Origin of the sequence: Neisseria sp. P0008.S002 (genome assembly GCF_051962805.1) — a bacterium.
GTDB classification, from domain to species: Bacteria; Pseudomonadota; Gammaproteobacteria; order Burkholderiales; family Neisseriaceae; genus Neisseria; species Neisseria perflava.
Genome location: NZ_JBQCUY010000001.1, coordinates 92,613 through 118,739, shown reverse-complemented (window position 1 = coordinate 118,739; position 26,127 = coordinate 92,613). Strand labels below are relative to the sequence as shown.

Annotated in this window: 17 protein-coding genes; 8 read left to right on the top strand and 9 right to left on the bottom strand. The window is 50.7% G+C overall.

Annotated elements, in window-relative coordinates:
- Positions 1–9: 9 nt before the first annotated feature.
- A complete protein-coding gene (locus tag ACTHSA_RS00585) occupies positions 10–1,383 on the bottom strand; it encodes an FAD-binding oxidoreductase (protein WP_070625843.1) in 1,374 nt (457 codons plus the stop codon).
- 95 nt (positions 1,384–1,478) lie between these two features.
- Positions 1,479–1,733 carry a hypothetical protein gene (locus ACTHSA_RS00580; protein WP_070625841.1) on the bottom strand — a complete coding sequence of 85 codons (255 nt, stop codon included), beginning with the start codon at positions 1,731–1,733 and terminating at the stop codon, positions 1,479–1,481.
- 509 nt (positions 1,734–2,242) lie between these two features.
- On the opposite strand from ACTHSA_RS00580, the gene ACTHSA_RS00575 reads away from it, so the two are divergent.
- The 4 genes from ACTHSA_RS00575 (at position 2,243) to ACTHSA_RS00560 (ending at position 12,155) form a co-directional block, all read left to right on the top strand.
- Complete coding sequence (locus ACTHSA_RS00575; protein WP_003683125.1) at positions 2,243–2,725, top strand: FKBP-type peptidyl-prolyl cis-trans isomerase; 483 nt, start codon at positions 2,243–2,245, stop codon at positions 2,723–2,725.
- 217 nt (positions 2,726–2,942) lie between these two features.
- Positions 2,943–7,229, top strand: a complete 4,287-nt coding sequence (gene glgB, locus ACTHSA_RS00570; RefSeq protein ID WP_049335546.1) for a 1,4-alpha-glucan branching protein GlgB — start codon at positions 2,943–2,945, stop codon at positions 7,227–7,229.
- A 145-nt stretch (positions 7,230–7,374) separates the two neighbouring features.
- Positions 7,375–9,360 (top strand): glycogen debranching protein GlgX, encoded by a 1,986-nt coding sequence (gene glgX, locus ACTHSA_RS00565; RefSeq protein ID WP_440367325.1) that lies wholly within the window; start codon positions 7,375–7,377, stop codon positions 9,358–9,360.
- A 314-nt stretch (positions 9,361–9,674) separates the two neighbouring features.
- Positions 9,675–12,155, top strand: a complete 2,481-nt coding sequence (locus ACTHSA_RS00560; protein WP_049335548.1) for a glycogen/starch/alpha-glucan phosphorylase — start codon at positions 9,675–9,677, stop codon at positions 12,153–12,155.
- Positions 12,156–12,309: 154 nt separating this feature from the next.
- On the opposite strand, the gene ribBA is transcribed toward ACTHSA_RS00560, so the two are convergent.
- Complete coding sequence (gene ribBA / locus ACTHSA_RS00555; protein ID WP_049335550.1) at positions 12,310–13,650, bottom strand: bifunctional 3,4-dihydroxy-2-butanone-4-phosphate synthase/GTP cyclohydrolase II; 1,341 nt, start codon at positions 13,648–13,650, stop codon at positions 12,310–12,312.
- A gap of 188 nt (positions 13,651–13,838) precedes the next feature.
- On the opposite strand from ribBA, the gene ACTHSA_RS00550 reads away from it, so the two are divergent.
- Positions 13,839–14,450, top strand: coding sequence for a DUF4230 domain-containing protein (locus tag ACTHSA_RS00550; protein WP_079453678.1), 612 nt, complete (start codon positions 13,839–13,841; stop codon positions 14,448–14,450).
- A 65-nt stretch (positions 14,451–14,515) separates the two neighbouring features.
- On the opposite strand, the gene ACTHSA_RS00545 is transcribed toward ACTHSA_RS00550, so the two are convergent.
- Both ACTHSA_RS00545 and tsaE read right to left on the bottom strand, forming a co-directional pair.
- A complete protein-coding gene (locus ACTHSA_RS00545; RefSeq protein WP_049335552.1) occupies positions 14,516–15,763 on the bottom strand; it encodes an N-acetylmuramoyl-L-alanine amidase in 1,248 nt (415 codons plus the stop codon).
- Positions 15,751–16,221 (bottom strand): tRNA (adenosine(37)-N6)-threonylcarbamoyltransferase complex ATPase subunit type 1 TsaE, encoded by a 471-nt coding sequence (gene tsaE / locus ACTHSA_RS00540; protein ID WP_440367080.1) that lies wholly within the window; start codon positions 16,219–16,221, stop codon positions 15,751–15,753. Before tsaE ends, ACTHSA_RS00545 begins: the two co-directional genes overlap by 13 nt.
- 171 nt (positions 16,222–16,392) lie before the next feature.
- Between tsaE and pheA the strand changes: the two genes are divergently transcribed.
- From pheA to prfH, 3 genes are all read left to right on the top strand, one after another.
- Positions 16,393–17,481 (top strand): prephenate dehydratase, encoded by a 1,089-nt coding sequence (gene pheA / locus ACTHSA_RS00535; RefSeq protein WP_070625830.1) that lies wholly within the window; start codon positions 16,393–16,395, stop codon positions 17,479–17,481.
- 397 nt (positions 17,482–17,878) lie between these two features.
- Positions 17,879–19,012 carry an RNA ligase RtcB family protein gene (locus ACTHSA_RS00530; RefSeq protein WP_070588362.1) on the top strand — a complete coding sequence of 378 codons (1,134 nt, stop codon included), beginning with the start codon at positions 17,879–17,881 and terminating at the stop codon, positions 19,010–19,012.
- Positions 19,013–19,014: 2 nt separating this feature from the next.
- Positions 19,015–19,653, top strand: coding sequence for a peptide chain release factor H (gene prfH / locus ACTHSA_RS00525; protein ID WP_070588363.1), 639 nt, complete (start codon positions 19,015–19,017; stop codon positions 19,651–19,653).
- An 86-nt stretch (positions 19,654–19,739) separates the two neighbouring features.
- Here the strand turns inward: prfH and ACTHSA_RS00520 are convergent, their stop codons facing one another.
- The 4 genes from ACTHSA_RS00520 to ACTHSA_RS00505 form a co-directional block, all read right to left on the bottom strand.
- Complete coding sequence (locus ACTHSA_RS00520; protein WP_004519515.1) at positions 19,740–20,969, bottom strand: HlyD family type I secretion periplasmic adaptor subunit; 1,230 nt, start codon at positions 20,967–20,969, stop codon at positions 19,740–19,742.
- An 89-nt stretch (positions 20,970–21,058) separates the two neighbouring features.
- Positions 21,059–23,272, bottom strand: coding sequence for a type I secretion system permease/ATPase (locus tag ACTHSA_RS00515; protein ID WP_004519516.1), 2,214 nt, complete (start codon positions 23,270–23,272; stop codon positions 21,059–21,061).
- 43 nt (positions 23,273–23,315) lie between these two features.
- Positions 23,316–24,584 carry a TolC family protein gene (locus ACTHSA_RS00510; protein ID WP_440367077.1) on the bottom strand — a complete coding sequence of 423 codons (1,269 nt, stop codon included), beginning with the start codon at positions 24,582–24,584 and terminating at the stop codon, positions 23,316–23,318.
- 264 nt (positions 24,585–24,848) lie between these two features.
- A complete protein-coding gene (locus ACTHSA_RS00505) occupies positions 24,849–26,108 on the bottom strand; it encodes an RsmB/NOP family class I SAM-dependent RNA methyltransferase (protein WP_049335559.1) in 1,260 nt (419 codons plus the stop codon).
- Positions 26,109–26,127: the final 19 nt, after the last annotated feature.

Below are 26,127 nucleotides of genomic sequence, written 5' to 3'. Positions count from 1 at the left end.
TTATATTACTTAATCCAGAGAAGGCAGGAGTTTGCCCGGATTCATGATGCCATAAGGGTCAAGTTGATTTTTGATGGCATGCATCAGAGCAAGTTCGGCCTGTGTACGTACGCGGGGCAGCCAATGTTTTTTGATGATGCCTACGCCGTGTTCTGCGGCAATCGTACCGTGGCAGGCAAGGATGTTTTCATAAACAATGGTATTGACGGCGTCTTCGTATTGGTAGGCTTCGTTGCTCAATACGTTGGGCAGGAATGTATTGTAATGTAGGCTGCCGTCGCCTAAATGTCCGAAGCAGACAATTTGTATGCCGGGGAAATGGATTTCCAAGGCAGGGGCGCATTGGCGGACAAAGGCGGCCACTTGGGCGATAGGGACGGCGATGTCGTGTTTGATGCTGGTACCGAGTTTGCGTTGGGAAGCGGAAATATTTTCACGTAAGGTCCATAAGTCGGAACGCTCTTGCTCGGATTGCGCCAAGATACTGTTTTCCCACCCGTTTTGATAGAGAAATTCGGCAAGTTTTTCATCCAGTCCGGCATCGGGAACGGAATCTGCAAGTTCAATCAAAATATGCCATTGCGCATCGGCAGGCTTTTTGAGTTGGCTGAATTCCGAAGATAAATCGAGGGCAAAGCGGCTGATCAGCTCGAAGCTGGTCAAGCGTTCGGCAAAATGGCCTTGCACCGCAGTCAAAAGCGAGACGGCGGATTCAATATCGTCTAAACCTACCCATGCGGTTGCTTTGGTTTTGGGCTGGGCAAAGAGTTTGAGTGTGGCGGCGGTAATGATGCCCAATGTTCCTTCGCTGCCGATAAAAAGATGGCGCAAGTCGTAGCCGGTTGTGTTTTTGTGTAGGGGCTGAAGGTGGGAAACCAGTTCGCCGTTTGGCAAAACGACTTCCAAACCCAATACCAAATCACGCATGCTGCCGTAACGCAAGACATTCAAACCACCGGCATTACAGGCGATATTGCCGCCGATTTGACAAGAGCCTTCGCTGGCAAGGCTGAGTGGAAACAGTCGTCCGGCTTCGGCTGCCGCCTTTTGAGCATTTTGTAAAATCACACCGGCTTCAACCGTCATGCTGTTGTCGGCAAGATTGATATCGCGGATGCGGTTGAGCTTGGAGAGGTTGAGCAGTACTCCCTCGGTGGTTACCGTTGCGCCGCATAATCCGGTATTGCCGCCCTGCGGGGTGACGCGGATACGGTTCTCAAAGCAGAAACGCATGATTTTTTGCACGTTTTCGACAGAGTTCGGCTGTAAGACAATATCCGGCGAAGAAACAAAGCGGCGGCGTTGGTCGTTTAACAAGGCCGGAGTGGCTTCGATGATTTCAGAGGCGGAAAGAAACTCAGCAAAACGGTCGTGAAGGTGCATGGCAGTCAGACGGAAATATTGGGAAGGGAAGATGAAGGAATGTAAAAAAGCAGGATACGCAATGGTATCCTGCTTTTTTTATATTCAAAAGAATATTATTTAGCAGCTTCAGAAGCAGCAGAAGCAGCGGCTTCAGTAGCAGAAGCAGCAGCTTCAGTAGCAGAAGCAGCAGCTTCAGTAGCAGCAGAAGCGGTAGCTTCAGTAGCAGATGCAGCAGCTTCAGTAGCAGAAGCAGCGGCTTCGGAAGCAGCAGAAGCGGCAGAAGCAGCAGTTTCAGCAGCTTTATCAGCACCGCCACAAGCGGCCAAAGCTAAAGACAACAAAGCAGCAGCGAACAGAGATTTTTTCATTTTTAAGAACCTTTTTTAAATCGATTTAAACTAAAAATAGCCGTCAGACGGCCTATACAGTAGAAATTCATTGCTGAATTTTTCAATATTATGCCCCACGGGATAGGTCAATGCAACGTTGCGTAACCGTTTGCCGGCTAAAATCAATACGAAAATAGTGAAAATAATGTAAATCATATTGGCGCGCGAAAAATCATCTAAAAATATTCATTATTAATGAAGATTTTAAAAATACATTGTATTCAATGAGTTGTGTATTTTTATTTGTTATAGGTTTTAAGGGTTTGGAATGTTTTTGCGTTTAGGGAAATTTTTGTAATTTAGCAACTTTGTGTTGTGAAAAAGCAACTTTTATGGATTGGAATCATTCGATTTTGTTTTTTATATGGACTTTTTCGGTTTTGTTGTGTTTGCTAAAAGTATTTGTTTAAGGTAAACCGATTGTTTAGTTACAGCTGTGATAGAATAGCCTGAACTTGACTTTATAAATATTGATTAAGGACGACATGATGTCTATTGTTAAAAATTCCGTAGTTTCCCTGCATTATGAAATGTACGATGCAAACAACCAGTTGTTGGACAAAACCGAAGAGCCGATTGCTTACTTGCATGGCGGTTATGACGGTATTTTCCCTTTGGTGGAAGAAGCGTTGCACGGCAAAAATGTAGGCGATACCGTCGAAGTGGCTTTGTCGCCCGATGATGCTTTCGGCGAGCAAGATCCTGAGTTGGTGCGCATTGAAGATGTAAGCGTATTTCCTGTTGAAGTTGAAGTCGGCATGATGTTTGAAGCCGATGATCCGGAAACAGGCGATGTATTGATTTATCGTGTAACCGATGTTGCCGACGGTAAAGCCGTAGTAGACGGCAACCATCCTTTGGCCGGTATGAAAGTATTGTTCAAAGCGACCGTTGAAGGTGTACGCGATGCGACTGAGGAAGAAATTGCCCACGGTCACGTACATGGCCCGCACGGTCATCACCACCACTAATCAGGCTTGAAGCATGATGAAGGCCGTCTGAAAAGGAATGAAACCTTCCTTTTCAGACGGCCTTTAAGTTTTTACAAGACAGATAAATAGGAAATTTTGGCTCAGGTCAAATCAAGCGGGGAAATATGGGGTTTGTTTGATACTACAATGAATTACATATCACGGTGCGGCAGAATCTGTATTAAGATTCTGATATTGGTAAAACAGGCAGAATACAATGAGTGAAACATTGGAGCAGCAGGCGGTACAGGCCGGTATTGATTTAGGTTATCACGACATCAACGGCACTTATCGTGTGACCAAAACGGAAGTTTTGGAATCGATTGTTGCTGTTTTGGATAAAAGCAAACCGGATTCAGATGGCCTTTATTTGAATACGATGGTTGCGCATGAAAATGGCGAAGAATCTTTACAGATGCCGTCTGAATTTCATGGTGCGGAAGCGGTCGTATTGATTGATGAGGCGGATGAGTGCCAGACCTTGACTTTGTATCTGGGCGACAACGATACGCTTTGGATTAAGCTGCCCCAACTGGCTTGCGGTTATTACACTTTGTCGGCCGAGACCGGCGGCAAATGTCGCCTTGTACGCCTGATTGTTGCGCCTGAATCGGTTTATCAACCCAAACTGCTTGCCAATGGCGGACGGATGAATGGTTTGACCATGCATTTGTACAGCCTGCGTTCCGAGCGCAACTGGGGCATAGGCGACTTTACCGATTTGCTGAACCTGATGAAATATGCTGCAGAGAAAAAGCTGGATTTTGTCGGTATCAACCCTTTGCACGCCTTGTTTACCAGCAAGCCTGCCTTTGCCAGCCCGTATAGCCCTTCTTCGCGCGAATGGCTCAATCCGATTTATTTGGATATAGAGAAAGTCGGGGCGTTTACTTATAACGAGCAACTGAAAAACTGGCTGGCGCAACCGAAAATCCGTCAGCGCATCGCTGCTTTGCGTATCACGGAAACGGTGACTTATACCGCGGTTTGGGCATGCAAACGTGATGCGCTGCAAATGGCGTTTAATGCATTTGAACAAGATACTTGTGAAGCCGCGGAAAATGAGCGTGCTGCATTTGAATCGTTTGTGATGGAAAAAGGCAAAGCCTTACAGGGCTTCGGTTTGTTTGAGGCTTTGGACCAGTATTACAGCCGTCCTGGACAAGTGGGTTGGCAGTCATGGCCGTCTGAATTTCATCAACCTGATGGCGAAGCAGTAGAAAAATTCGAGCGCAGTCATGAGCGGGAAATCCGTTTTTATATGTGGCTGCAATGGCTTTGCGCGGAGCAATTGCAAGAAGTTAACCAAGCCGCTGCCGAATACGGTGTCAAACTCGGCATTTACGGCGATTTAGCGGTCGGCGTGGCGCGAGGTAGCGCGGATACTTGGTTAAACCGCCAAGATTATTGTATGGACGTATCGGTCGGTGCGCCGCCCGATCCTTTAGGGCCGACAGGGCAGAATTGGGATTTGCCGCCGCTTAATCCGTCGATGTTGAAGCATACGGGCTATGAAAAGTTTGCCCATCTGTTGCGCGAAAATATGCGTCTGTATGGCGTGTTGCGGATTGACCATGTGATGGCATTGTGTCGTTTGTGGTGGGTTTTAAAGGATAAAACAGCAGATTTCGGCGCATATGTGCATTACGATGCCGAAGTGACTTTTGCCATTTTGGCATTGGAAAGCCAGCGCAACCGTTGCGTCATTATCGGCGAGGATTTGGGGACGGTACCCGATCAAGCGCGTTATCTGCTCAACCGCTATCAAGTGTTCTCCTACAAAGTGATGTATTTCAGCAAGGGCTGGAACGGTTTTCAATTACCTGACGAATACCCCGAGCAGGCGATTACGGTCATCAGTACCCACGATGTCGCACCCTTGGCAGGTTATTGGATAGGCAAAGATTTGGATACGATGTTCAAACTCGGTACTTTGCCTGATGCAGCCGCTTTTCAGACGGCCTTGGATGAGCGCGAACACGATAAAGCCGATTTGCTGGACAAATTGAAAGAAACCGGCTGTCTGGGTGCAGACGTACAAATGCCGGCAAAAGCCGATGAAACCTTGCTGGCGGCTTTGCACAAATACGGCGCATTGAGCCGCAGCAAGCTTTACGCCGTACAACTGGAAAACCTACTGGGCGTCATCGACAATCTGAATGTCCCGGGTGTAACCGAAGGCTATCCGAACTGGGCGCAAAAAATGCCGGTTTCTTTGGAAGATTTCCTACAACACCGCCTCATGGGCGGCCAACTTGCCATTATTGACGAGGTACGCATGAAAACAAACAGCCAAATCAAGGCTTATCATGAACTTGACCAAATCGAGCGCGATACGGTCGAAAGCCTGTTTCTTGCCACCCATAGCGATGTGTTCGCTTATCTGGGACGACACCGCCTTGCAGAGGGCGATGAAGTAGTGCGCGTTTTGATTCCCGGCGCAGTAAGCGTGGATATCGTGAACCGCCGCAGCGGCGAACTCATCGTGCCGTCTGAAAAAATTGATGAACGCGGTTTCTTTGTGGCCGTTTTGCCCGATGATGCGCCCGATTACGCTTTACGTATCCGTTACACCGAAGACACCGAGCCAGTGATTGAAGAAGACCCTTATCATTTCAGTTCTGCGTTGCAAGACATGGATTCCTGGCTGTTGGCCGAAGGTAAACACCTGCGTCCTTATGAGACTTTAGGCGCGCATTTTGCCGAGTTGGACGGCGTGAAGGGCGTACGCTTTGCCGTATGGGCGCCAAATGCGCAACGCGTTTCCGTCATCGGCGAGTTCAACAACTGGGACGGCCGTCGCCATGTGATGCGTTTCCACCGTGACAACGGCATTTGGGACATCTTCATCCCTGCTGTCAAACTCAATGCCCTATACAAATTTGAAATCCGCGATGCCAACGGTAATGTACGCGAAAAAGCCGACCCGTATGCCTTCGGTGCGGAACTGCGTCCGACCACGGCATCTATCGTGCGTGGTTTGCCTGACGAAGTGGAAGAACCGGCCTTCCGCGCCCGTGCCAACGCCATTGATGCGCCGATCAGCATATATGAAGTGCATTTGGGTTCGTGGAAACGCAATCCGGAAAACAACTTTTGGCTGACTTACGAAGAGCTTGCCAAAGAATTGGTCGCATACGTCAAAGACATGGGCTTTACCCATATTGAATTTCTGCCTGTTTCCGAATATCCGTTTGACGGCTCATGGGGCTATCAGGCAACCGGTTTGTATGCGCCGACCAGCCGTTTCGGTTCTCCGGAAGAATTGCGCGCCCTGATTAAAGCCGCGCACGACGAGGGTATCAGCGTTATCCTCGACTGGGTGGTCGGACACTTCCCAACCGATGACCACGGGCTTGCCAAATTCGACGGCACCGCGCTGTATGAACACGCCGATCCGCGCGAAGGCTATCATCAAGACTGGAACACTTTGATTTACAACTTCGGCAGAAACGAAGTGAAAAACTTCCTGCAAGGCAATGCTTTGTATTGGATAGAACGTTTTGGCTTTGACGGTATCCGCGTTGACGCGGTGGCTTCGATGATTTACCGCAACTATTCGCGCAAAGATGGCGAGTGGATTCCGAACCAATACGGCGGCCATGAAAACCTTGAAGCCATCGCTTTCCTGCGCGATACCAACACCATGTTGAAAGAGGAAGTTCCGGCTGCGACTGAAATTGCTGAAGAGTCTACTTCATTCGCCAATGTAACCCGTCAAGAAGGTTTGAACTTCAGCTTCAAATGGAATATGGGCTGGATGAACGATACCTTGCGTTACATGATGGAAGACCCCATCAACCGCAAATATCACCACAACAAAATGACCTTCGGCATGATGTACCAGTACAGCGAAAACTTCGTCCTGCCACTTTCACACGATGAAGTCGTGCACGGCAAACGCTCGCTGCTCGGACGGATGCCCGGCGACTGCTGGCAACAATTTGCCAACCTGCGCGCCTACTACGGCTTTATGTACGGCTTCCCCGGCAAAAAACTTTTGTTTATGGGCAGCGAGTTTGCACAAGGTCGCGAGTGGAACTACAACGAAGGACTGGATTGGTTCCTGCTGGAGCAAGAGGGCGGCTGGCACAAAGGCGTGCAAGACTTTGTGCGCGAGTTGAACCATGTCTATAAAGACACTGCGCCGCTTTACCAATTAGACCAATGGCCTGAAGGCTTTGAGTGGCTGGTTGCAGATGACGGCGACAATTCCGTATTCGTTTTCGAGCGACGCGACCGCGAAGGCAACCGCGTTATCGTTATTAGCAACTTCACGCCAGTAGTACGCGAAGGCTACCGTTTCGGCGTGAACTCTGCCGGCGAATACCGCGAAATCCTCAATTCAGACGACCTGCATTACAAAGGTAGCGGCGTTTCTGCCGGCGCAACGGTGGAGACAGAAGAAGTTTGGTCGCATGGCAAACCAAATTCCTTGTCTGTTACCGTACCGCCGTTGGCAACCGTGTACCTGTATCAGGCGGCAGTCAAAGAAGAAGCGTAAATCAACTTTGAGGGTGGGCATTATGCCTGCCCAATCAGCTGAAAATTAAAAGATAGTGATATCAATATGACTCAAGGCCGTCTGAAAGATTTTCAGACGGCCTTATATTGGACACGAAACCAAATACATACCAAGGAATCATTCTATGTCTGCCAAATCATGGCATATCGAGGAAGGCAAGCCTTATCCTATGGGCACGACCCTGACAAGTAAGGGTGCAAATTTTACTTTGTTTTCCATCAATGCCGAAAAGGTCGAATTGTGTCTGTTTGATAAGGATAAAGAAACCCGTTTGGAGATGCCTTCGCGGCGCGGTTCGGTATTTTACGGATTTGTGCCGGACGTTAAGGCGGGGCAGCGATACGGTTTTCGCGTGTATGGACGTGAAAACGCAGAATACGGCTCATGTTTTAATCCCAACAAATTGCTGATTGACCCGTATTCCAAAAAAATTGACGGCAAACCAAGCTACCGTACCGCCGAAGAAATGGCATGGTTCAGGCCGGAAGATGAACGCGACAATGCCGCCGTTGCGCCGAAAAGCGTCGTGGTCGGACGCAGCCGATTTAATTGGGCCAAAGATTGCCGTCCGGAAATACCGTGGGGCAAAACCGTTATTTATGAAGCCCATGTCAAAGGGTTGACCAAGCAATTCCCCGATTTGAAGTACGCAGGCACTTATAAAGCCTTGTGCGATAAACGGGTTTTAGCCTATTTGCAAGAATTGGGGGTAACGACGGTCGAGCTGCTGCCGATTCATTATCATCTGGATGAATACCATCTTCAGCAGATGGGCTTGAGCAATTATTGGGGCTACAACACTTATTCCCATTTTGCCGTCGAGCCGTCTTATGCCGACAATCCCGAACGTGCGGCGGCGGAATTTAAACAAGCGGTCAAAGCCCTGCATCAGGCAGGTTTGGAAGTGATTTTGGATGTCGTGTACAACCATACGGCCGAGCAGGACGACAAAGGCCCGATGCTGTGTCAGCGCGGTATCGACAACACGTTATGGTATTGGCACACCCCTTACGGCAATTATGAAAACTGGTCGGGTTGCGGCAATACGCTCAATATTGTCCGGTGCGACGTTACCCGTTGGGCGGCAGACAGCCTGCGCTATTGGGCTGAAGAGTTTCATATCGACGGCTTTCGTTTCGATTTAGGAACCGTATTGGGACGTGAACCCGATTTCCAATCGTACGGCCGTTTTTTCCAAGTCCTGTATCAAGATCCTGTGTTGGCCGGTTTGAAGCTGATTGTCGAAGCATGGGACATCGGCGAGGGCGGCTATCACTTGGGCAATTTCCCGCAACCTTTTGCCGAATGGAACGGCCGTTTCCGCGATGACATGCGCGCGTTTTGGTCATGGGAAAGCGGCAATTTGGGCGCATTTGCCGAACGCTTGGCCGGGTCGTCCGATATTTTCAACCACAGCGGCCGCCACCCGTCCGCCAGCATTAACTTCATCACTGCACACGACGGCTTCACTCTGCGCGATTTGGTCAGCTATAACGAAAAACACAACGAAGCCAACGGCGAAAACAACCGCGACGGGCATAATGAAAACATCAGCTACAACCACGGCGTAGAAGGCGAAACCGATGATGAAGAGGTTTTGCTCAACCGCGAATACACCTCCAAAGCGCTGCTTGCCTCCTTGTTTTTATCCAACGGTACGCCCATGCTTTTGGCGGGCGATGAGTTCGGCAACAGTCAGCAAGGCAACAACAACAGCTACTGCCAAGATAATCCGATTACATGGTTGGATTGGCAAAATGAGCCTCATGAGTTACAAAATTACACTCAAGCGCTAATACGCGTACGCAGCCAAATCAAGCTGCTGACAGATGATTGCTGGTGGGAAAAAGAGCGTGTGCAATGGCTCAATGCCGATAGCAGCCCGATGACCGAATATTGTTGGCACAACAGGGGCAGTAAGGCGATTCAGGTTGTTTTGGACGATGAATGGCTGCTGTTGGTCAATGCCAAACGTAGTCGTCAGTTATTTAACCTGCCTCAAGGCAATTGGGAAATTTCTTGCGTACCATCTGAGAAATTTAATTACGAAGAGGCTGGGAAATGTGTTGTTGAGCATATGGGGATTTGGATTTTACATAAAACAAATTAAATGAGAATTAAACTATTGGTTGATTAACTCTTTGATATTTTGTCAGTATTTTCTGATTTGTAGCTTAGTGGTATAAATTGAAAATGCCAATAAGATGATGAATGGTTTAATTGTTAATTAAATGTTTTATAAAGAAAAATATATCCTTTTTTTGAATCTTTCCGCTATAATCTCCTTGGTTTGTAACAAATCTACGCACCATTCCTTTCAGACGGCCTGTTGCCGTTGTCAGGCCGTCTGAAAACCGAGTTTCGTTGTTTTTAATAAAACCATCAGGCGCGTTGTCCAGTGCCTCACGCTAGAGAAAGGCTTCCATGGCTAAGAAAAAACTCCCCATCTCCGGTTACGATTATGTAATGCCTAAACCGGACGCCGAAACCATCCGTAAATCCATCGTTTACAAGCTGATTTTCATCTTGGGCGTAGATCCGAAGGAGGCAACTTCACACCAATGGCTCAACGCCGCCATGCTTGCCGCGCGTGACCTGATTGCGGAAGATTTCCTCAAAACACGCCGCGCCCACATTGATAACAGCAAACGCATGGTTTATTACCTGTCTATGGAATTCCTGCTCGGCCGTTCGTTTGTCAACGCGCTGATTAACGAAGGCGTTTACGCCGAATTTGAAGAAGCCTTTAAGCAACTGGGCAAAGAATTTGCCGATGTCTGCGAACAAGAAGAAGATCCGGGTTTGGGTAACGGCGGTTTGGGCCGTCTGGCCGCCTGCTTCCTCGACTCTTTGGCAACCCTGCGCATTCCGGCCATGGGCTACGGCATCCGTTACCAATACGGTATGTTCAAACAAGAAATCGTGGATGGCCAACAAGTTGAAAAACCTGATTTGTGGCTCGACCAAGATTTGGCATGGCAGTTTGCCCGTCCGAACAAACAATATTCCGTCCGTTTCGGTGGTCAAGTGTTGAACTTGGGCGACAAAAAAGAATGGCAGCCAAGCGAAGAAATTTCTGCTTGGGCATACGATGAAATCATTCCGGGCTATGGCGGCGAATGTGCCAACCCATTGCGTTTGTGGACTGCACACGCAGGCAACCTGTTCGACCTTGCCGACTTCAACCGAGGCGACTATGCCTCTGCCGTTCGCGCACAAAACAGCGACGAAAACATCTCACGCGTTCTGTATCCGAACGACTCTACCGATTCCGGCCGCGAATTGCGCTTGAAACAAGAATACTTCTTGGTTTCCGCTTCCGTTCAAGACATCGTTGCCCGCCACAAATGCCGTTTCCCAAGTATCCGCACTTTGGCGGACGAAGTCGCCATCCACTTGAACGACACCCATCCGGTACTCGCTATTCCAGAATTGATGCGTATCCTGATTGACGAAGAGGGCATTGCATGGACTGAAGCATGGAATATGTGCTGTAAGATTTTCTCTTACACCAACCACACATTGATGAGCGAAGCCTTGGAAACTTGGCAGGTTGACCTGATGGGCCGTCTGCTGCCGCGCCACTTGGATATCATCTTTGAAATCAACGCCTACTTCCTCAATGCCTTGCGTGCCATCGGTAACTTCGACGACGACTTTGTCCGCCGCGTATCCATCATTGACGAAACCCACGGCCGTCGCGTTCGCATGGCATGGCTTGCCGTGATCGGTTCGCACAAAGTCAACGGCGTGGCAAAAATCCACTCCGATTTGATGACCACATCCATCTTTGCCGACTTTGCCAAAGTGTTCCCAGAACGCTTTACCAACGTAACCAACGGCGTCACCCCGCGCCGCTGGATCAACATCGCCAACCCGGGCCTGACCAAATTCTTGGACAAACATCTGGGCGACGAAGACTGGCGTCTGCATTTGGACAACCTGACCAAGCTCAACGACAAAGTGGACGATGCCTCCGTACAGGCAGAATTCGGCGAAGTGAAAAAAGCCGCCAAAGAGCGTCTTGCCAAATACATCGAAACCGAGCTGGGTATCAAAGTTAATACCGATGCACTTTTCGACATCCAAATCAAACGTATCCACGAGTACAAACGTCAAGCATTGAACGTGATGCACATCGTCGACCGTTACAACAAAATCCTGGAAAACCCGGATTTCGATTGGCAGCCGCGTGTGTTCATCTTTGCCGGTAAAGCCGCTTCCGCCTATTACATGGCGAAGAAAATCATCCGACTGATTAACGACGTTGCCAAAGTCATCAACAACGACACCCGTATCCGTGACCTGATTAAAGTCGTTTACATCCCGAATTACAGCGTCAGCCTCGCCCAAATCATCATTCCTGCCGCCGATTTGCACGAACAAATCTCACTGGCAGGTACAGAAGCATCCGGTACCAGCAACATGAAATTTGCCCTCAACGGCGCAATCTGTATGGGTACACTGGACGGCGCGAACGTTGAGATTTTGGAAAAAGTCGGTGCGGACAACTGCTATATCTTCGGTAACACCGTAGAACAAGTCGAAGAAATCCGCCGCAACGGTTACGACCCGTTGAGCTATATCGAGCGAGACAGCGACCTGCGCCGCGTCGTCAACCAAATCAGCCAAGGCACTTTCTCTCCGGAAGAGCCAAACCGCTACAACGACGTGTTGCAACCATACGGCGACTTCTATCAACTGATGGCCGATTTCCGCAGCTACATCGACACGCAATACAAAGCGGACGAACACTACCGCAACGTATCCGCATGGCGCAAATCAGCCTTGATCAATATCGCCAACATGGGCTTCTTCTCATCCGACCGCTCCATCGCCGACTACTGCCGCGATATTTGGTACATCAAACCATTGAGCGAAAAAGAATTGCCCGGCAGAAATTAAGCGTTAAGCAGATAACGAAAGCCGATACATCGGAAAGGTGTGTCGGCTTTTTTTATATTCGCTGTTTTTGAATTGGATAATAAACTTAAAAGGCCGTCTGAAAACTTTCAGACGGCCTTTTGTTTCATTTGCTTTGAGCATCAATCAAGCAAGATTATTTTTCAGCTTCTTCAAAGCCGACGACTTCGAGGCCGAAGCCGGTGAGGCCGGTGAAGGATGACGGCTGGCCGAGGACGCGCAGTTTTTTGACGTTGAGGCCGGCGAGGATTTGTGCGCCTATGCCGTAGCTTTTGCTGTCCCATTTGTAGGCTTGGTTGGCGCCTTTGGGCAGGGTGCGGTCGAGCAGGGTGGCGCCGTCTTCGGTACGGTGCAGGAGGATGACTACGCCGCTTTCGGCTTGTTGGATGCGCTCAAGGGCTTTGGGCAGCGACCATGAATGGCGCGGGTTGGCTTGGATGAAGTCCATGACGCTGAAGGGTTCATGGACGCGGACGAGGGTTTCTTCTTCGGCGGAGGGTGTGCCTTTGACAAGGGCGAGGTGGGTTTCGCCGGAGAGTTTGTCGACGTAAACGTGTTGTTGGAACTCGCCCCACGGGGTTTGTACGGGTGCGTTGCCCATGTCTTCGAGCAGGCTTTCGGTACGGCTGCGGTATTCGATGAGGTCGGTAATGGTGCCGATTTTGAGGTTGTGCTCTTCGGCAAACTTCATCAGTTCGGGCATACGTGCCATGGTGCCGTCGTCGTTGATGATTTCGCAGATGACGGCGGCGGGAATCAGACCGTTCATTTGTGCCAGATCGACGCCGGCTTCTGTGTGTCCGGCGCGGACGAGTACGCCGCCTTTTTGGGCGCGGAGAGGGAAGATGTGGCCGGGTTGGACGATGTCTTCAGGTTTGGCGGATGGGGAAACGGCAGTTTGAATGGTCAGGGCGCGGTCGGCGGCGGAAATGCCGGTGGTAATGCCGTGGGCGGCTTCGATGGAGACGGTAAAGTTGGTGCCGTATTGTGCGCCATTTTTTTGGGTCATCATGGGCAGGCCGAGTTTTTCGACCATTTCGCCGTCCATCGGCAGGCAGACCAGGCCACGTGCGTTTTTGATCATGAAGTTGATGGCTTCGGGGGTAACGAATTGGGCGGCCATCAGCAAGTCGCCTTCGTTTTCTCGGTCTTCGGCATCAGTGATGATGACCATTTTGCCGGCTTTGATGTCTGCTAGGATTTCAGGGATGGTGGAGATGTGGGACATGGTATTTCTTTCTTGGCTGATGGTGGGGGCGTGGCGGTCTTGGTGGTCTTGATCCAACCACATGTCAGGCATATTTGCTGCCTGCTCGATTTTTCGGGCTTTTTTCTCGCCGAAAGATTTGTTTTTCAGTAGGGCGGACAGCTCGCCTTGGTTGATAGAAATGGCTTGGGCAAACTTGGTCTGCTGGCCGTTGTGGTGTTGTGTTATCCATTGCCGCAGGTTGTGGCGGCGCAGGTCGGTGGTATTCATGATGAGATGAAATTGAATTGTGTGTAATGGATTGTAGTCTTGTATTTACCAAAAGACAAACTTTGTTTGTTGAGATTTTTATTACTTTTTGGTAATGAAATTTATTGTTTCAGACGGCCTGGGTATGGCTTGAAATTGACGGTTTTGGGAGAATATGGGGAATGTTTTGATGATTATTTTAATGGGGGATGTTTGAAATGAAAATGCTTGGACGCGGATTGGTCGTGCTGGTGTTGTGTGCGCTGACGGCTGCGGGCGGCTGGTTTTATGCCCTGCATGGTCAGAACGAAGAACATCAGGTTTTGTCCCGTGAGGGGGTTTTGATGCAGATTAAGCAGATGAACCGCTTGGAAAGTACGGCATTTTATATCGATACGATTATCCGTACGGAGAAAAAAGGGGATTGGCGCAGGCTGTGGCAGGATTCACAAAGCGGTATTTTTATTGTGCGCGGTAAGGTGTTGGCTGGTTTGGATTTGGACAAGTTAGGCGCGGACAATGTCAATATTGTGGACGACAAGGTCTTAATCAGCCTGCCGGCGGTGGAAATTTTGAGCGTGGATTTGGAAAATATCGAAGTGTACGATATTCAGACCGGCTCGTTTAATTTGCTGCCTATGGATAAGTCGGTATTTAAGACGGTGCAGGAAGAGGCGAAACGGCAGGTATTGCAAAGCGCATGTAGGGCTGAGATTTTGGAACATGCCAACCGTCAGGCGCAAATGCAGTTGGAAAACCTGTTTGCATTGACGCAGACGAAGGTATCCGTCTATCCGGCTGCGGTAGGGAAGTGCGGTTAAATAGATTGCTTGAAAAGATAAGGCCGTCTGAAAAATTTTCAGACGGCCTTTGTTTCATCAAGCCATTAACCGCGTCGTAAAACGGCGGTATTGATGTATTTTTGAATACCGGTGGCAATGGCTTGGGCGCATTGTTGGCGGAAGGATTCGCTGCCGAGCAGCCGCTCTTCGGTAGGGTTGGAGAGGAAGGCGGTTTCCACCAAAATGGACGGAACGTCCGGCGCGCGGAGGACGGCAAAGTTGGCCTCGTCAACGCGGCCTTTGTGCAGTTGGTTGAGTTTGCCCAATTCGGTCAAGACGGAATGGCCGAGCTTGCGGCTGTCGCGCAGGGTTGCGGTTTGGGTCATGTCCAAAATCGTGTTGTCGACGTTGCGGTTGCCGCTGGATTGTACACCGCCGATGGCGTCGGCGTTGTTTTGGGTTTGGGCAAGGAATTTTGCCGCCGAGCTGGTCGCGCCTTTGGTATTGAGCATATATACGCCGGTACCGCGAGCGGACGGGCTGGTAAAGGCATCGGCGTGGATGGATACGAATACGTCGGCATTGCGCGCACGGCCTTTGGCAACGCGTACGCCCAATGGGATAAAGATGTCTTCGTTGCGCGTCATGAATACGTTGTAACCCAAGGCCTCGAGGCGTTTTTTGGTTTCGCGTGCAATGGAGAGTACGACGTTTTTCTCTTTGAGGCCGCTCGGGCCGATTGCGCCAGGATCTTCGCCACCGTGACCGGGGTCGATCATAATCACGGGACGGCGGTTGCCGCCGCTGCCGCGATTGTTTTTAGGGGCAGGGGTGTCGTATGCGATATTGGTATTTTGACGTTGTTTGGGAACATTGCCGTTGAGCAAGGCCATCATCGGGTCGTTGGCATCTGCGCCGTGCGGATAGAGGTCGATAACCAAGCGGTTTCTGAAGTTGCCGACGGGGGCGAGCGCAAAGACTTGCGGATGGGTGCTTTGTTTGAGGTCGATGACGATACGCACGGTATTGGGCGTATTTTGACCGGCACGAATGCTGCGGATAAAAGGGTCGTTAGACAGCACTTTGCTGGAAATGCCTTGCAGGACGCTGTTGATTTCCGCACCTTGAATATCCACGACCAACCTGCTGGGGTTGTCCAACATAAAATGTTGGTATTTCATCGAGTGGTTGCTCTCAAGGGTAACGCGTGTGTAGGCGTTCGCCGGCCAAATGCGGACGGCAAGGAATTGCGCAGGAGAGGCCGGTTTGGCCAATGCGGCACCAACGGGCGTGAGGGTGAGAAATAGTCCTGTGCCTTGACGGAGAATGTGTCTTCTAGTTAATTTGACCATGATTCTAAACTTTTTCGGCCTTGGTTTGTGTGGGCGGAAAAGGTGCAGGTTCTGCCCTTATCGGTGTACGTCAATGTAATGGTAATGTCTGCCAGAGGCGTGAATTCCCCACCTTGCTGCGGCCATTCGATGAGGCAGATGCTGTCGGGCGCAAACAATTCGTCCAAACCGGCATCTTCCCATTCCTCGGGCATGGTAAAGCGGTAGAGGTCGAAATGGTGGAGGGTGAATGCATCCAGCGGATAAGATTCGACAATGGTGTAAGTCGGGCTTTTGACTGCGCCCGTATGTCCCAGTCCGCGCAAAATCCCGCGTGTCAGCGTGGTTTTGCCTGCACCCAGCCCGCCTTCAAGATAGATGGTCAGCGGAGCGGAAAGCTGCTTGCTCCATTCTTCACCCAGTTTCAGGGTTGCTTCTTCATCGGGCAGAAAACGGGTGTACAGTCCGTTTGAGTGCATGGAATAGGCCTTGTCGTTCAAAAGGCTTAATTATGATGGAATTGGCGGCGTTTGCAAACCTGATAGACGATAAAGTTAGATAAAGATAGTGTTGAGGCCGTCTGAAAACGGAATTCAGACGGCCTTTAATGTTAAAATGAAAATATCCCTCACAAAATTGCGAGACAGCTTATGCCTTTATCCATAGACGAACAATTATTGCCGCACCGCAATGCCATCGACAGTATCGATGCGGAAATCCTCCGTTTGCTCAACGAGCGCGCCGGTCATGCGCATGCTATCGGCGAATTGAAAGGGACAGGCGCGGTGTACCGTCCTGAACGGGAAGTAGCCGTTTTGCGCCGGATTCAGGATTTGAACCGCGGCCCCTTGCCGGACGAATCGGTTACCCGGCTGTTTCGCGAGATTATGAGCGAATGTTTGGCGGTGGAGCGTCCGCTGACGATTGCCTATTTGGGCCCGAAGGGGACATTTACCCAGCAAGCCGCCATCAAACATTTCGGCCACGCCGCACACACCATGGCGTGTACCACCATCGACAACTGCTTCAAACAAGTTGAAACGCGCCAAGCCGATTATTTGGTGGCGCCGGTAGAAAACTCGACAGAAGGTTCGGTGGGCCGTACTTTGGACTTGCTGGCCGTAACCGCGTTGAAAGCCTGCGGCGAAGTAGTTGTCCGCATTCATCACAACCTGCTGCGTAAAGACAGCCACGAAATCGGCGGCATTACCAAAGTTTTCGCCCATGCCCAAGCCTTGGCGCAATGCAACGACTGGTTCGGCCGCAACCTGCCCAATGCCGAACGTATCGCCGTAGCCAGCAATGCCGAAGCAGCGCGTCTGGTTGCCGAATCTGACAGCCCGAATGTGGCCGCCATTGCCGGACGTATCGCGGCGGAAATTTATCAGTTGAGCTTTGCCGCCGAGTGTATCGAAGACGAACCGAACAACACCACGCGCTTCTTGGTGATGGGCCATCAAGAAACCGGCCGCAGCGGCAACGATAAAACCTCTTTGGTCGTCTCCGCACCCAACCGTGCCGGTGCCGTTACTTCTTTGTTGCAACCTTTTACCGAATTAGGCATTTCCATGACCAAATTTGAAAGCCGCCCAAGCAAATCGGTTTTGTGGGAATACCTGTTCTTCATCGACATCGAAGGCCATCAAAGCGATGAAAATGTCCAAAAAGCCTTACAGCTTTTGGGCGAACGCGCTTCCTTCGTGAAAGTTGTCGGCTCTTATCCGACCGTTGTTTTGTAAGGATTATTGGGTATCAAAGGCCGTCTGAAAAGTTTTCAGACGGCCTAAATTATGTTCTCAATAGTTGCCATTTATGCAACATTATTGGCAGATTGATGTCAGTAAGTTTGCATGATTGGAAATGAATCCTCTATAATCCGAACGTTTTTAATATTTTCATGCAAAGAAAGGAGCAAGCCATGACACGCAATACTTCAATCCGCTCAATCACATTCTTTGCAGCCCAAGCGTCGGTCTGATTTTCGGATAACGCTTTTCGCATTCCATGTCGCCCGCTTCGGGCTGCTTTCCCTACGATTATCGGCTAGAAACCAGGCCGTCTGAACATTTTGCAGACGGTGGATATTTATTGTCATCTGCTGACGGTTTCTATCCGTTTTAAAGAAAGCATAAACACATGGGCAATTATCCCCATCATATTCAAATTATTGCCGATTCAAATACATGGATTGAAGGCAACGCTGTCGCACAGCTCGAAACCACCGCCCGATTACCGCATATGTTACGCGTTGCCGGAATGCCGGATTTACACGTAGGGCGCGGTTATCCGGTTGGCGCGGCATTTTTCAGCGACCGTCATTTTTATCCTGCCCTGATTGGGAATGATATCGGTTGCGGTATGGCGTTTTGGCAGACCGATTTACGCGCAGCCAAACTCAAACCGGCCAAACTCGCCAAACAGCTGGGTAATATCGATACGCCGCTAGACAAAGACGAACAGGTCGAATTATTAGGCGACGCTGTCGATATGTTCCCATTTTCAGACGGTCTTGCCGTAGGTACGATTGGCGGCGGTAACCATTTTGCCGAGTTGCAAACCGTTGATACTGTTTATCGCGCCGATCTGCTCCCAATAGATTTTGATGAAAACCATCTGCAACTGTTAGTACATAGCGGTTCGCGCGGATTAGGCCAGCAGATTTTGCAACGCCATATTGCCGCCTTTGGGCATCAAGGTTTGGCAGAAGGGGGCGAAGCGGCAGCAGCCTACCTTGCCGAACACCAAACAGCCCTTGAATTTGCCAGCCTTAACCGTCGTCTGATTGCGGCCAGAATGCTCGACCGTTGGCGCGCAGAAGGAATATGCCTGCTCGATGTCCATCATAATTTTTTGGAACAAACCGAGATTGACGGCACAACCGGTTGGCTGCACCGAAAAGGCGCAACGCCCACCGATAAAGGCTTGGTCATGATACCCGGCTCGCGCGGCGATTACAGCTATCTGGTCCGACCTGCCGAAGATTGCCAAATTTCGTTGAACACCTTGGCTCACGGCGCAGGTCGGAAGTGGCAGCGCGGCGAATGCAAAGGCAGGCTGTCGCACAAATATACTGCCGACAGCCTGCGCCAGACCGAATTTGGCAGCGTAGTCGTTTGTCAGGATAAAGCTTTGATTTTTGAAGAAGCGCCGCAGGCTTATAAAAGCATCGACAGCGTTATTGCCGCCATGAAAAATGCTGGTTTGATTGAATTGGTCGCGAGGTTTAAACCTGTTTTGACTTATAAAACCGGCGGCGAGTGTGGAGCGTAAAGATGAAACAGAATACACCAGCGGTTTATCTGCAAATTTCCACCGCGCAAGGGCCGGCGGAGTGCCGTATATTTGCCCGTTTCGTCTTAGGCAAGCTGCTTGCCGAAGCCCAAGCCAAAGGCATTGATGCCGAACTTGTTACCGAAACCGCCGATAAGCACGGCATTTTGTCGGCAATGCTCAAATTGGAAGGGCAGAAAGCCGAAAGCTTGGCACAAACTTGGCAGGGGACGCTCCAATGGGTATGCCCCAGCCCTGTCCGCTCGAAACATCCGCGCAAAAATTGGTATATAGGCGTTTTCCGCTTGCCCGATATGCCGCAGATGTATGAAATGCCGTCTGAAAACGGAATCGAGTTTCAAACCTGCCGTTCTGGCGGTAAAGGCGGGCAGCATGTCAATAAAACCGAAAGCGCCGTCCGCGCCACCCATAAAGAAAGCGGCATTTCCGTGCGGGTCGAGAGCGAACGCAGCCAGCACGCCAATAAAAAATTGGCGGTCATGTTATTGGCGCAAAAGCTGGCGGAGCATCATGCCGGACAAGCTGGAAGTTTTGCACAGGAGCAGCACGCGCAACTCTATCAAGTTGAGCGCGGCAATCCGAAAAGAACGTTTGTCGGTACTGCTTTTAAGGAGAAGTAATTTGCCTGCCGGATAAACGGGCATAGTGAAAACAGAAATCAAAGGCCGTCTGAAAACGTTCAGACGGCCTTTTATCGTTTTATCGATTAGCGTTCGCTTAACGCTTGTTTCATACGCGTAATCGGTTTGATCAGGTATTGGAAGATGGTTTTTTCACCGGTTTTGATGTCTACCGTTGCAACCATGCCCGGAATAATCGGCATGGGTTTGCCGTTTTTATCTTTCAGGGAGTTGTTTTCGGTTTGGACGAGAACACGGTAATAAACTTGGTTCGGATCAAGTTTTAAGTCGTTGGCACGGTTTTGCATGGAATTGCTGACGGTATCGGCGCCGACGAGGGTAACCTTGCCTTCCAAACCGCCGTAGATGGAGTAGTCGTATGCGCTGACTTTAACCAATGCAGGTTGGCCTGCGCGGATAAAGGCGATGTCTTGCGGGCGGATATAGGCTTCGACCAGCAGTTTGTCGTCAACGGGGACAATTTGCATGATGTCTTCGCCTGCGTTCACAACGCCGCCGATGGTGGTAACTTTTATGCCTTTGACGATGCCGCGCATAGGAGCGCGGATTTGCGAGCGTTCAACCGGGTCTGCGCGCATGGCAACGTTTTCTTTGGATTGCGCCAGCTCGGATTCGGCTTGCAAAAGTTCGTTGTTGGCATCGGCTTTGTAGCGGTTGCGGCGTTCGGAAATTTGGGTGGCCAAGTCGGCAGACTCACGGCGCATTCTTAAGAGTTCGACTTCGGAAACCACGCCTTCGGCAACCATAGGTGCGGTAATGGCGATTTCGCGGTCAAGTGCGGCCTTGCTTTGGGAAAGGCCGCTGACGGCATCGGTCATGGCTTGACGGCGTGCTTTGTAGGCGGCGATTTCGCGACGGCGAAGCTCGGGACCCACGCTATCAGGGAAGGAGAGCTTGGTGCCGTAGGCTTCGGCTTTAAGGCGGGCAACAGTAGCTTCGAGGTTTTCGACTTTGGCTTCGCTTTCACGCAAAACGGCGGAGCTACGCGTGTCGTCGAGTTTCATCAGAATCTGATCTTTCTCGACCATGTCGCCTTCTTTAACCATGATTTCGGTGACGATGCCGGGATCTAGGCTTTGGATTACTTGCTCACGGCTGCTGGGAATGATATTGCCGTTGCCACGGGTCACTTCTTCGACAGGGCTGTTGTATGCCCAGACGACGAAGACAATCAGGAAAAGGAAGAATAGGATGATGACCCAAAATTGGCCGCTGTGTTTTTCTTTTTGAAGGGCGGCATTGAGGTCGTTGATGAGGTGTAGGTCTTTGGATTTGACGTTGTTTTCGCGGCTCATAATCGTGTATCTTTATTGTGTTTGGTGGATTTTAACCATTAGGGCAGGCCGTCTGAAAGGGTAAGTAGATTTTTAGACGGCCTTTTGCTTTATTGTGCTGCCGATTGAGGGGCTGAGGCAGCTTGTTGTTGCTGCTGTTTGACTGCAGCAGCTTGTTGCTGTTGTTTGACGTTGGCTGCTTTGGCTTGTTCGTTTTGCATGAGTTTTTGCAATACCAAGTCACGTGGGCCGTCCATCACGACTTTACCATTGTCCATCACAATGATGCGGTTGACGATTTGCAGCACTTGCGGACGGTGCGTCACCAAAAGCATAGTGCGGTTACGACCCCATTGGGCAATGGCATTGAGCGCCATACGCTCAGTGGCTTGGTCCAGGCTGGTGGTCGGCTCGTCCAGCAAGACGACTTTCGGGTTGCGCAAGGTCATACGCGCCAGGGCGATGATTTGTTTTTGACCGCCGGACAAGCCCAAGCCGTCTTCACCCAGAGGCATATCCAAACCGCGTGGATGGTTGCGGATGATTTTGTCGAGGCCGAAGCGGTTGAGTGCAGTCAGTAAGTCTTGGTCGGTAGAGTAGCTGCCGGTACGCGCCAAGTCCATGTTTTCACGCAATGTGCCGAGGAACAGGCGTGGCGATTGGCTCAACAGCAGGACTTGATCGCGCAGGAAGTTGGGGTCAAGCTGGCGCATATCGACGCCGTCAAGGGTAACGTTGCCTTTTTCAGTGTCGTACAGACCGCTGGCCAGTTTGAGCATGGTGCTTTTACCGCTGCCGATACGGCCCAAAATACCGACTTTTTCGCCCGGTTTGATGGTCAGGCGCAAATCTTCGACCGCGCTGTTGTTGTCGGCTTGATATTTGAACGATACGTTTTCAAAGGTAATATTGCCTTGAACATTGTCCAAAGTAATATATTTGCGTTCCGGATTGCGCTCGATAGGGCGGGTAACGATGTCGTTTACGCCTTTGAGGGCAAGTTTGGCCTGTTGGAAGCGGGTGGCCAAACCGGCAATTTGTGCCAATGGCGCCAAAGCACGGCCGGACAGAATCACGGAGGCAATCAATGCACCCATGGTGATGCGTTCCGCATGGTTGTCGGCATGAATCAGATAGGTACCGACGACGACCAAAAAGACGGTATTGAGCTGCTGCATGGCAACGGCAAAGTTGACCATGAAGTTGCTGGTGTCTTTGACTTTGATGGAAGAGGCGGAAGTTTTGGCGGTGTATTCGTCCCAACGTTGTTGCGCCCAAGATGTGGCGTTGTTGGTTTTCAGGGTTTCGATGCCTTCGATGGCTTCAACGGCAAGGCCGGAGCGTTGCGAACCTTCTTTCATCGATTCGTTAATGTGGCGCGAGAGCGGTCGTTGTACGACAAAACCGACAATCACGACAATCGGAATGATGGTCAGGGGAACGAGTGCCAGTTTGCCACCGACCATGGAAATCACGAAGATAAACAGCAACAGGAAAGGCAAGTCGACGATGGTCAACAAGCTGGCACTGGTCATGAACTCGCGCACGGCTTCAAATTCGCGCAGGTTGCTGGCGTATGAACCGGAAGAAGCAGGACGGTCTGCCAGACGCAATGCCATCACGCGGCGGAACAGGGCGGAGCTGATGATCAGGTCGGCTTTTTTGCCGGCAATATCGGTCAAGTGGCCGCGAATCATCTTGGCGGCAAACTCAAACAAAATCGCCAAGACCACGCCGATGCTCAATACCCACAAGGTCTCATAGGCTTGGTTGGGAATCACGCGGTCGTACACGTTCATCACATACAGGGAGCTGACGAGCGCAAGGAAGTTGATGATGATGGTGGCCAAGATGACTTGGTAGTAGTAGCTGCGGAAACGCCAAATGACTTTCCAAAACCATGCTTTGGGCAAATGGTATTCAGGCAGCTCCGAGCGCATATCGGTAGCCATTTTGGGTTTGATAAACCAGCAGTAGCCCAAATACAGGCCGGAGAGCTGCTCGTGGCTGAGTTCCTGTTCCAAACCGTCAACCTGGCGGATATGGTATTTGCGTTCTTGGCCGGAGCCTTCGATTTGGGTGATGACCGCTGCTTCTTCGTTGTGCAGGATAATCATAACCGGCACAGCGAGCGAGGGGATGTCTTCCAGATTGCGTTTGGATAAGGTGTTTTCAAAGCCGTGACTGCGCAGGACTTCGACCAGTGAGTGATAGTTGACCTTGAGCTTTTTGTCGCGCACGACTTCGGCGGACAAAGCGGCTTCGGATACGGGCGCACCCAAAAGGCGGGTCACTAAAACGATGTGTTCAATGATGGCTTTCATATTTTTTCGCGTAATGTTTTTGGTTTAACCGGCGGATATGGCTTTATTTTTGTGCCAAACCGACCCAAGCGGAGATTTTGGCTTGGGTATTTAAATAGTCAAGCGCCGCATCGCGGAAATCGTTGCGGGCGGCAACATAATCCTGCTCGATGGAGGATAACTCGCTGTATGCGCTCAAAACGTCGGTCAGCGTACGTCGGGCGATTTTAAATTGCAATTCATACACTTTGATGACTTCTTTTTGGGCGGCGATGTGTTGCGCCGTCAGCGCGGTACGCTGTTCGCTTTCCTGCATATCGATGGCCGACGTTTGAACGCGTTCGTTCATGTCGCGCAGGATTTGTTCGGACTTGGCTTCTGCGGCAATCAATGATTTGGCATTGCGTTCCACATTGTGTCGTGCGGCAATATCCAACACATTCCATGCAACGTTTAAATAAAGCTGTCTGGTGTTGCGCGTTGCACTGCCTTCCAAATTGAGGGCAGGCAGGCGTTCGGCTTTGGAGGCGTCCAAATCGGCACGGACGCTGTCGCGCTCGGCCAATTGCGCCTGATAGGACGGATTGTTGTTGCGGTTGGGATTGTTGAAGCGTTCAGTGATGGATTTCGCCGTGTCGTTTTTAAACGGATCTTCCAAGTCGTTGGCAGTCAGCTGGCGCGAGGTATAGCGGGACAGGCGGCTCAGGGCCAAATCCATGGTGCGGCGTTGTTGGGCAATGATGTTTGCCACTTGTAGTTGGCGCGCGCGCGCTTCAATCAGCTCGGAACGGCGGCCGACATCATATTTGACGATGGTGTCCAAGTCTTTTAAGAGGTTGTTGTGGCGCGCTAAAGTCTGCTCGTTGAGGATCAGGGTTTCTTTTGCACGCAATGCGCTCAGGTAGAGGCGGCCGATATCGCTGCCGAGCTGCTCTTGGCTTTCGGTGTATTTGTGTTGATAGTATTCTTCGCGGCTGCGGTCGCGGCGGACGGCGGCTTCAATCGCACCCCATGAGTAGATGTTCACGCTGCCGCGCACGCCGATACCGTCATCCATGTCGTTGCTGTTATATTTATTGTGTTGCGCCAGCACTTTCGTGCCGGTCAGGGTAACGACAGGATAATGGCGCGCACGCGTAGCTTTGGTCGTGCTTTGCGCTGCTTCTTGAGTGGCTTTTGCTTCACGCACAATCGGGTCGCTGATTAAAGCATCCCTGAGGATGTCTTGCAGGCTGTATGCAGAGGCCGTCTGAAACGGCATCAGACAGCAGGCGACGGCAACGGCCGATGACAATAAACGGAGCTTTGTGGGGGAAGAATAAATATGCGGCATGATTTCTAACCAAATGATTTATATATTATCGTTGTCCGTATCGGGTATCGCCTGAGGCATGACCGGGCGAATTTTGAACGAGAACACATACATTTACAAAGCATAAAGCATTTTTTCCAGCTTTTCACAATATTCTGATGAAAGGTCAAGATACATGCCTTAAAGTATATTATTGCAGAGCGCGACTATCGTTTCTAATGATTTTAATGTAAAAAATCTATTAAAAAGGCCGTCTGAAAGGATTTCAGACGGCCTTTTTCAACCTTAATCCTTACGTTGCAATACAGCGGCAAAGAAACCGTCGGTTTGGTGTTCTCCAGAGTTGAGGCGCAGGTATTTTCCGGTATCCAAATCAACCTTCAGGCTTTGCAGCAGTTCGGCGCAGTTGACGAGTTCAAACTCGGGATGTTCGGACAGGAAACGTTCGACTTGCAACTCGTTTTCTTCCGGCAACACGCTGCAGGTGGCGTAAACCAAACGGCCTTGCGGTTTCACCAGTTTGGAGGCGGCATCGAGGATACTGTGTTGCTGTTCCAAAAGGTTGGCCACGGTCTCGGCGGATTGGCGGTATTTGAGGTCGGGATTGCGGCGTAAAGTACCCAAACCGGAGCAGGGCGCGTCCACCAACACGCGGTCGGCTTTGCCTGCCAGTCGGGCGATACGGGTATCGTGTTCGCTGCTGATGCGTTCGGGGTGGATATTGGTCAGTCCGGCACGGGTCATGCGCGGTTTGAGGTTGGCAAGGCGTTTTTCGGCGATGTCGAATGCGTAGATTCTGCCTTTGTTGGCCATTTGCGCGCCGACAGCCAAAGTTTTACCGCCGGCACCGGCACAGAAATCGACAATGATTTCGCCGCGTTTTGCGCCCACCAATAAGGCAAGCAGCTGGCTGCCTTCGTCTTGGACTTCCAGTGTACCGTCTAAAAATAGCTCGTGTTTGTTAAGCGCGATTTTGTTTTTCAGGCGGATGCCCCAAGGCGAATAAGGCGTGGCTTCTGCATCGGCACTTTCGGCTTGCAACAATGGCAGCACTTTATCGCGTTTGCCTTTCAAGGTATTGACGCGGATGTCGAGCGGGGCAGGTTGGTTGATGCTGCGGCCGAAGGCGAGGATTTCTTCTTCGCTCCAATGCCGTTGCAGTTGTTCTACCAGCCATTGCGGCAATTCTGCGGCGGTATTCAGGCCGTCTGAAAACTCGGTTTTGCGGGCTTTCAAATTGCCGAGGAACTCTGTTTCTTCTTCATCAAGCAGGTCTTTGATTTGGCTGATGTTGGTGCTTCTGCCGAGAACCAGTGCGGCGAGTGCTGCTTTGCGCGGCTGCGCGTGCGGACGGCGCAGGGCGGTACTGATTTTTTGATAGTGGCGCAATGCGGCAAAGGCTGTTTCGGCGATTTCGTGGCGGTCTTGGCGGCCGAGCTTTTTGTGTTCGCGGAAATAGGCGGAGAGGACGGCATCGGAAGGCTGTTTGAAAGTCAGCATTTCAGCCAAAACTTTGGCGGTATGGTCGAGTTGTGCGGCGTTCATAATGTAATGGGTTCTCTTA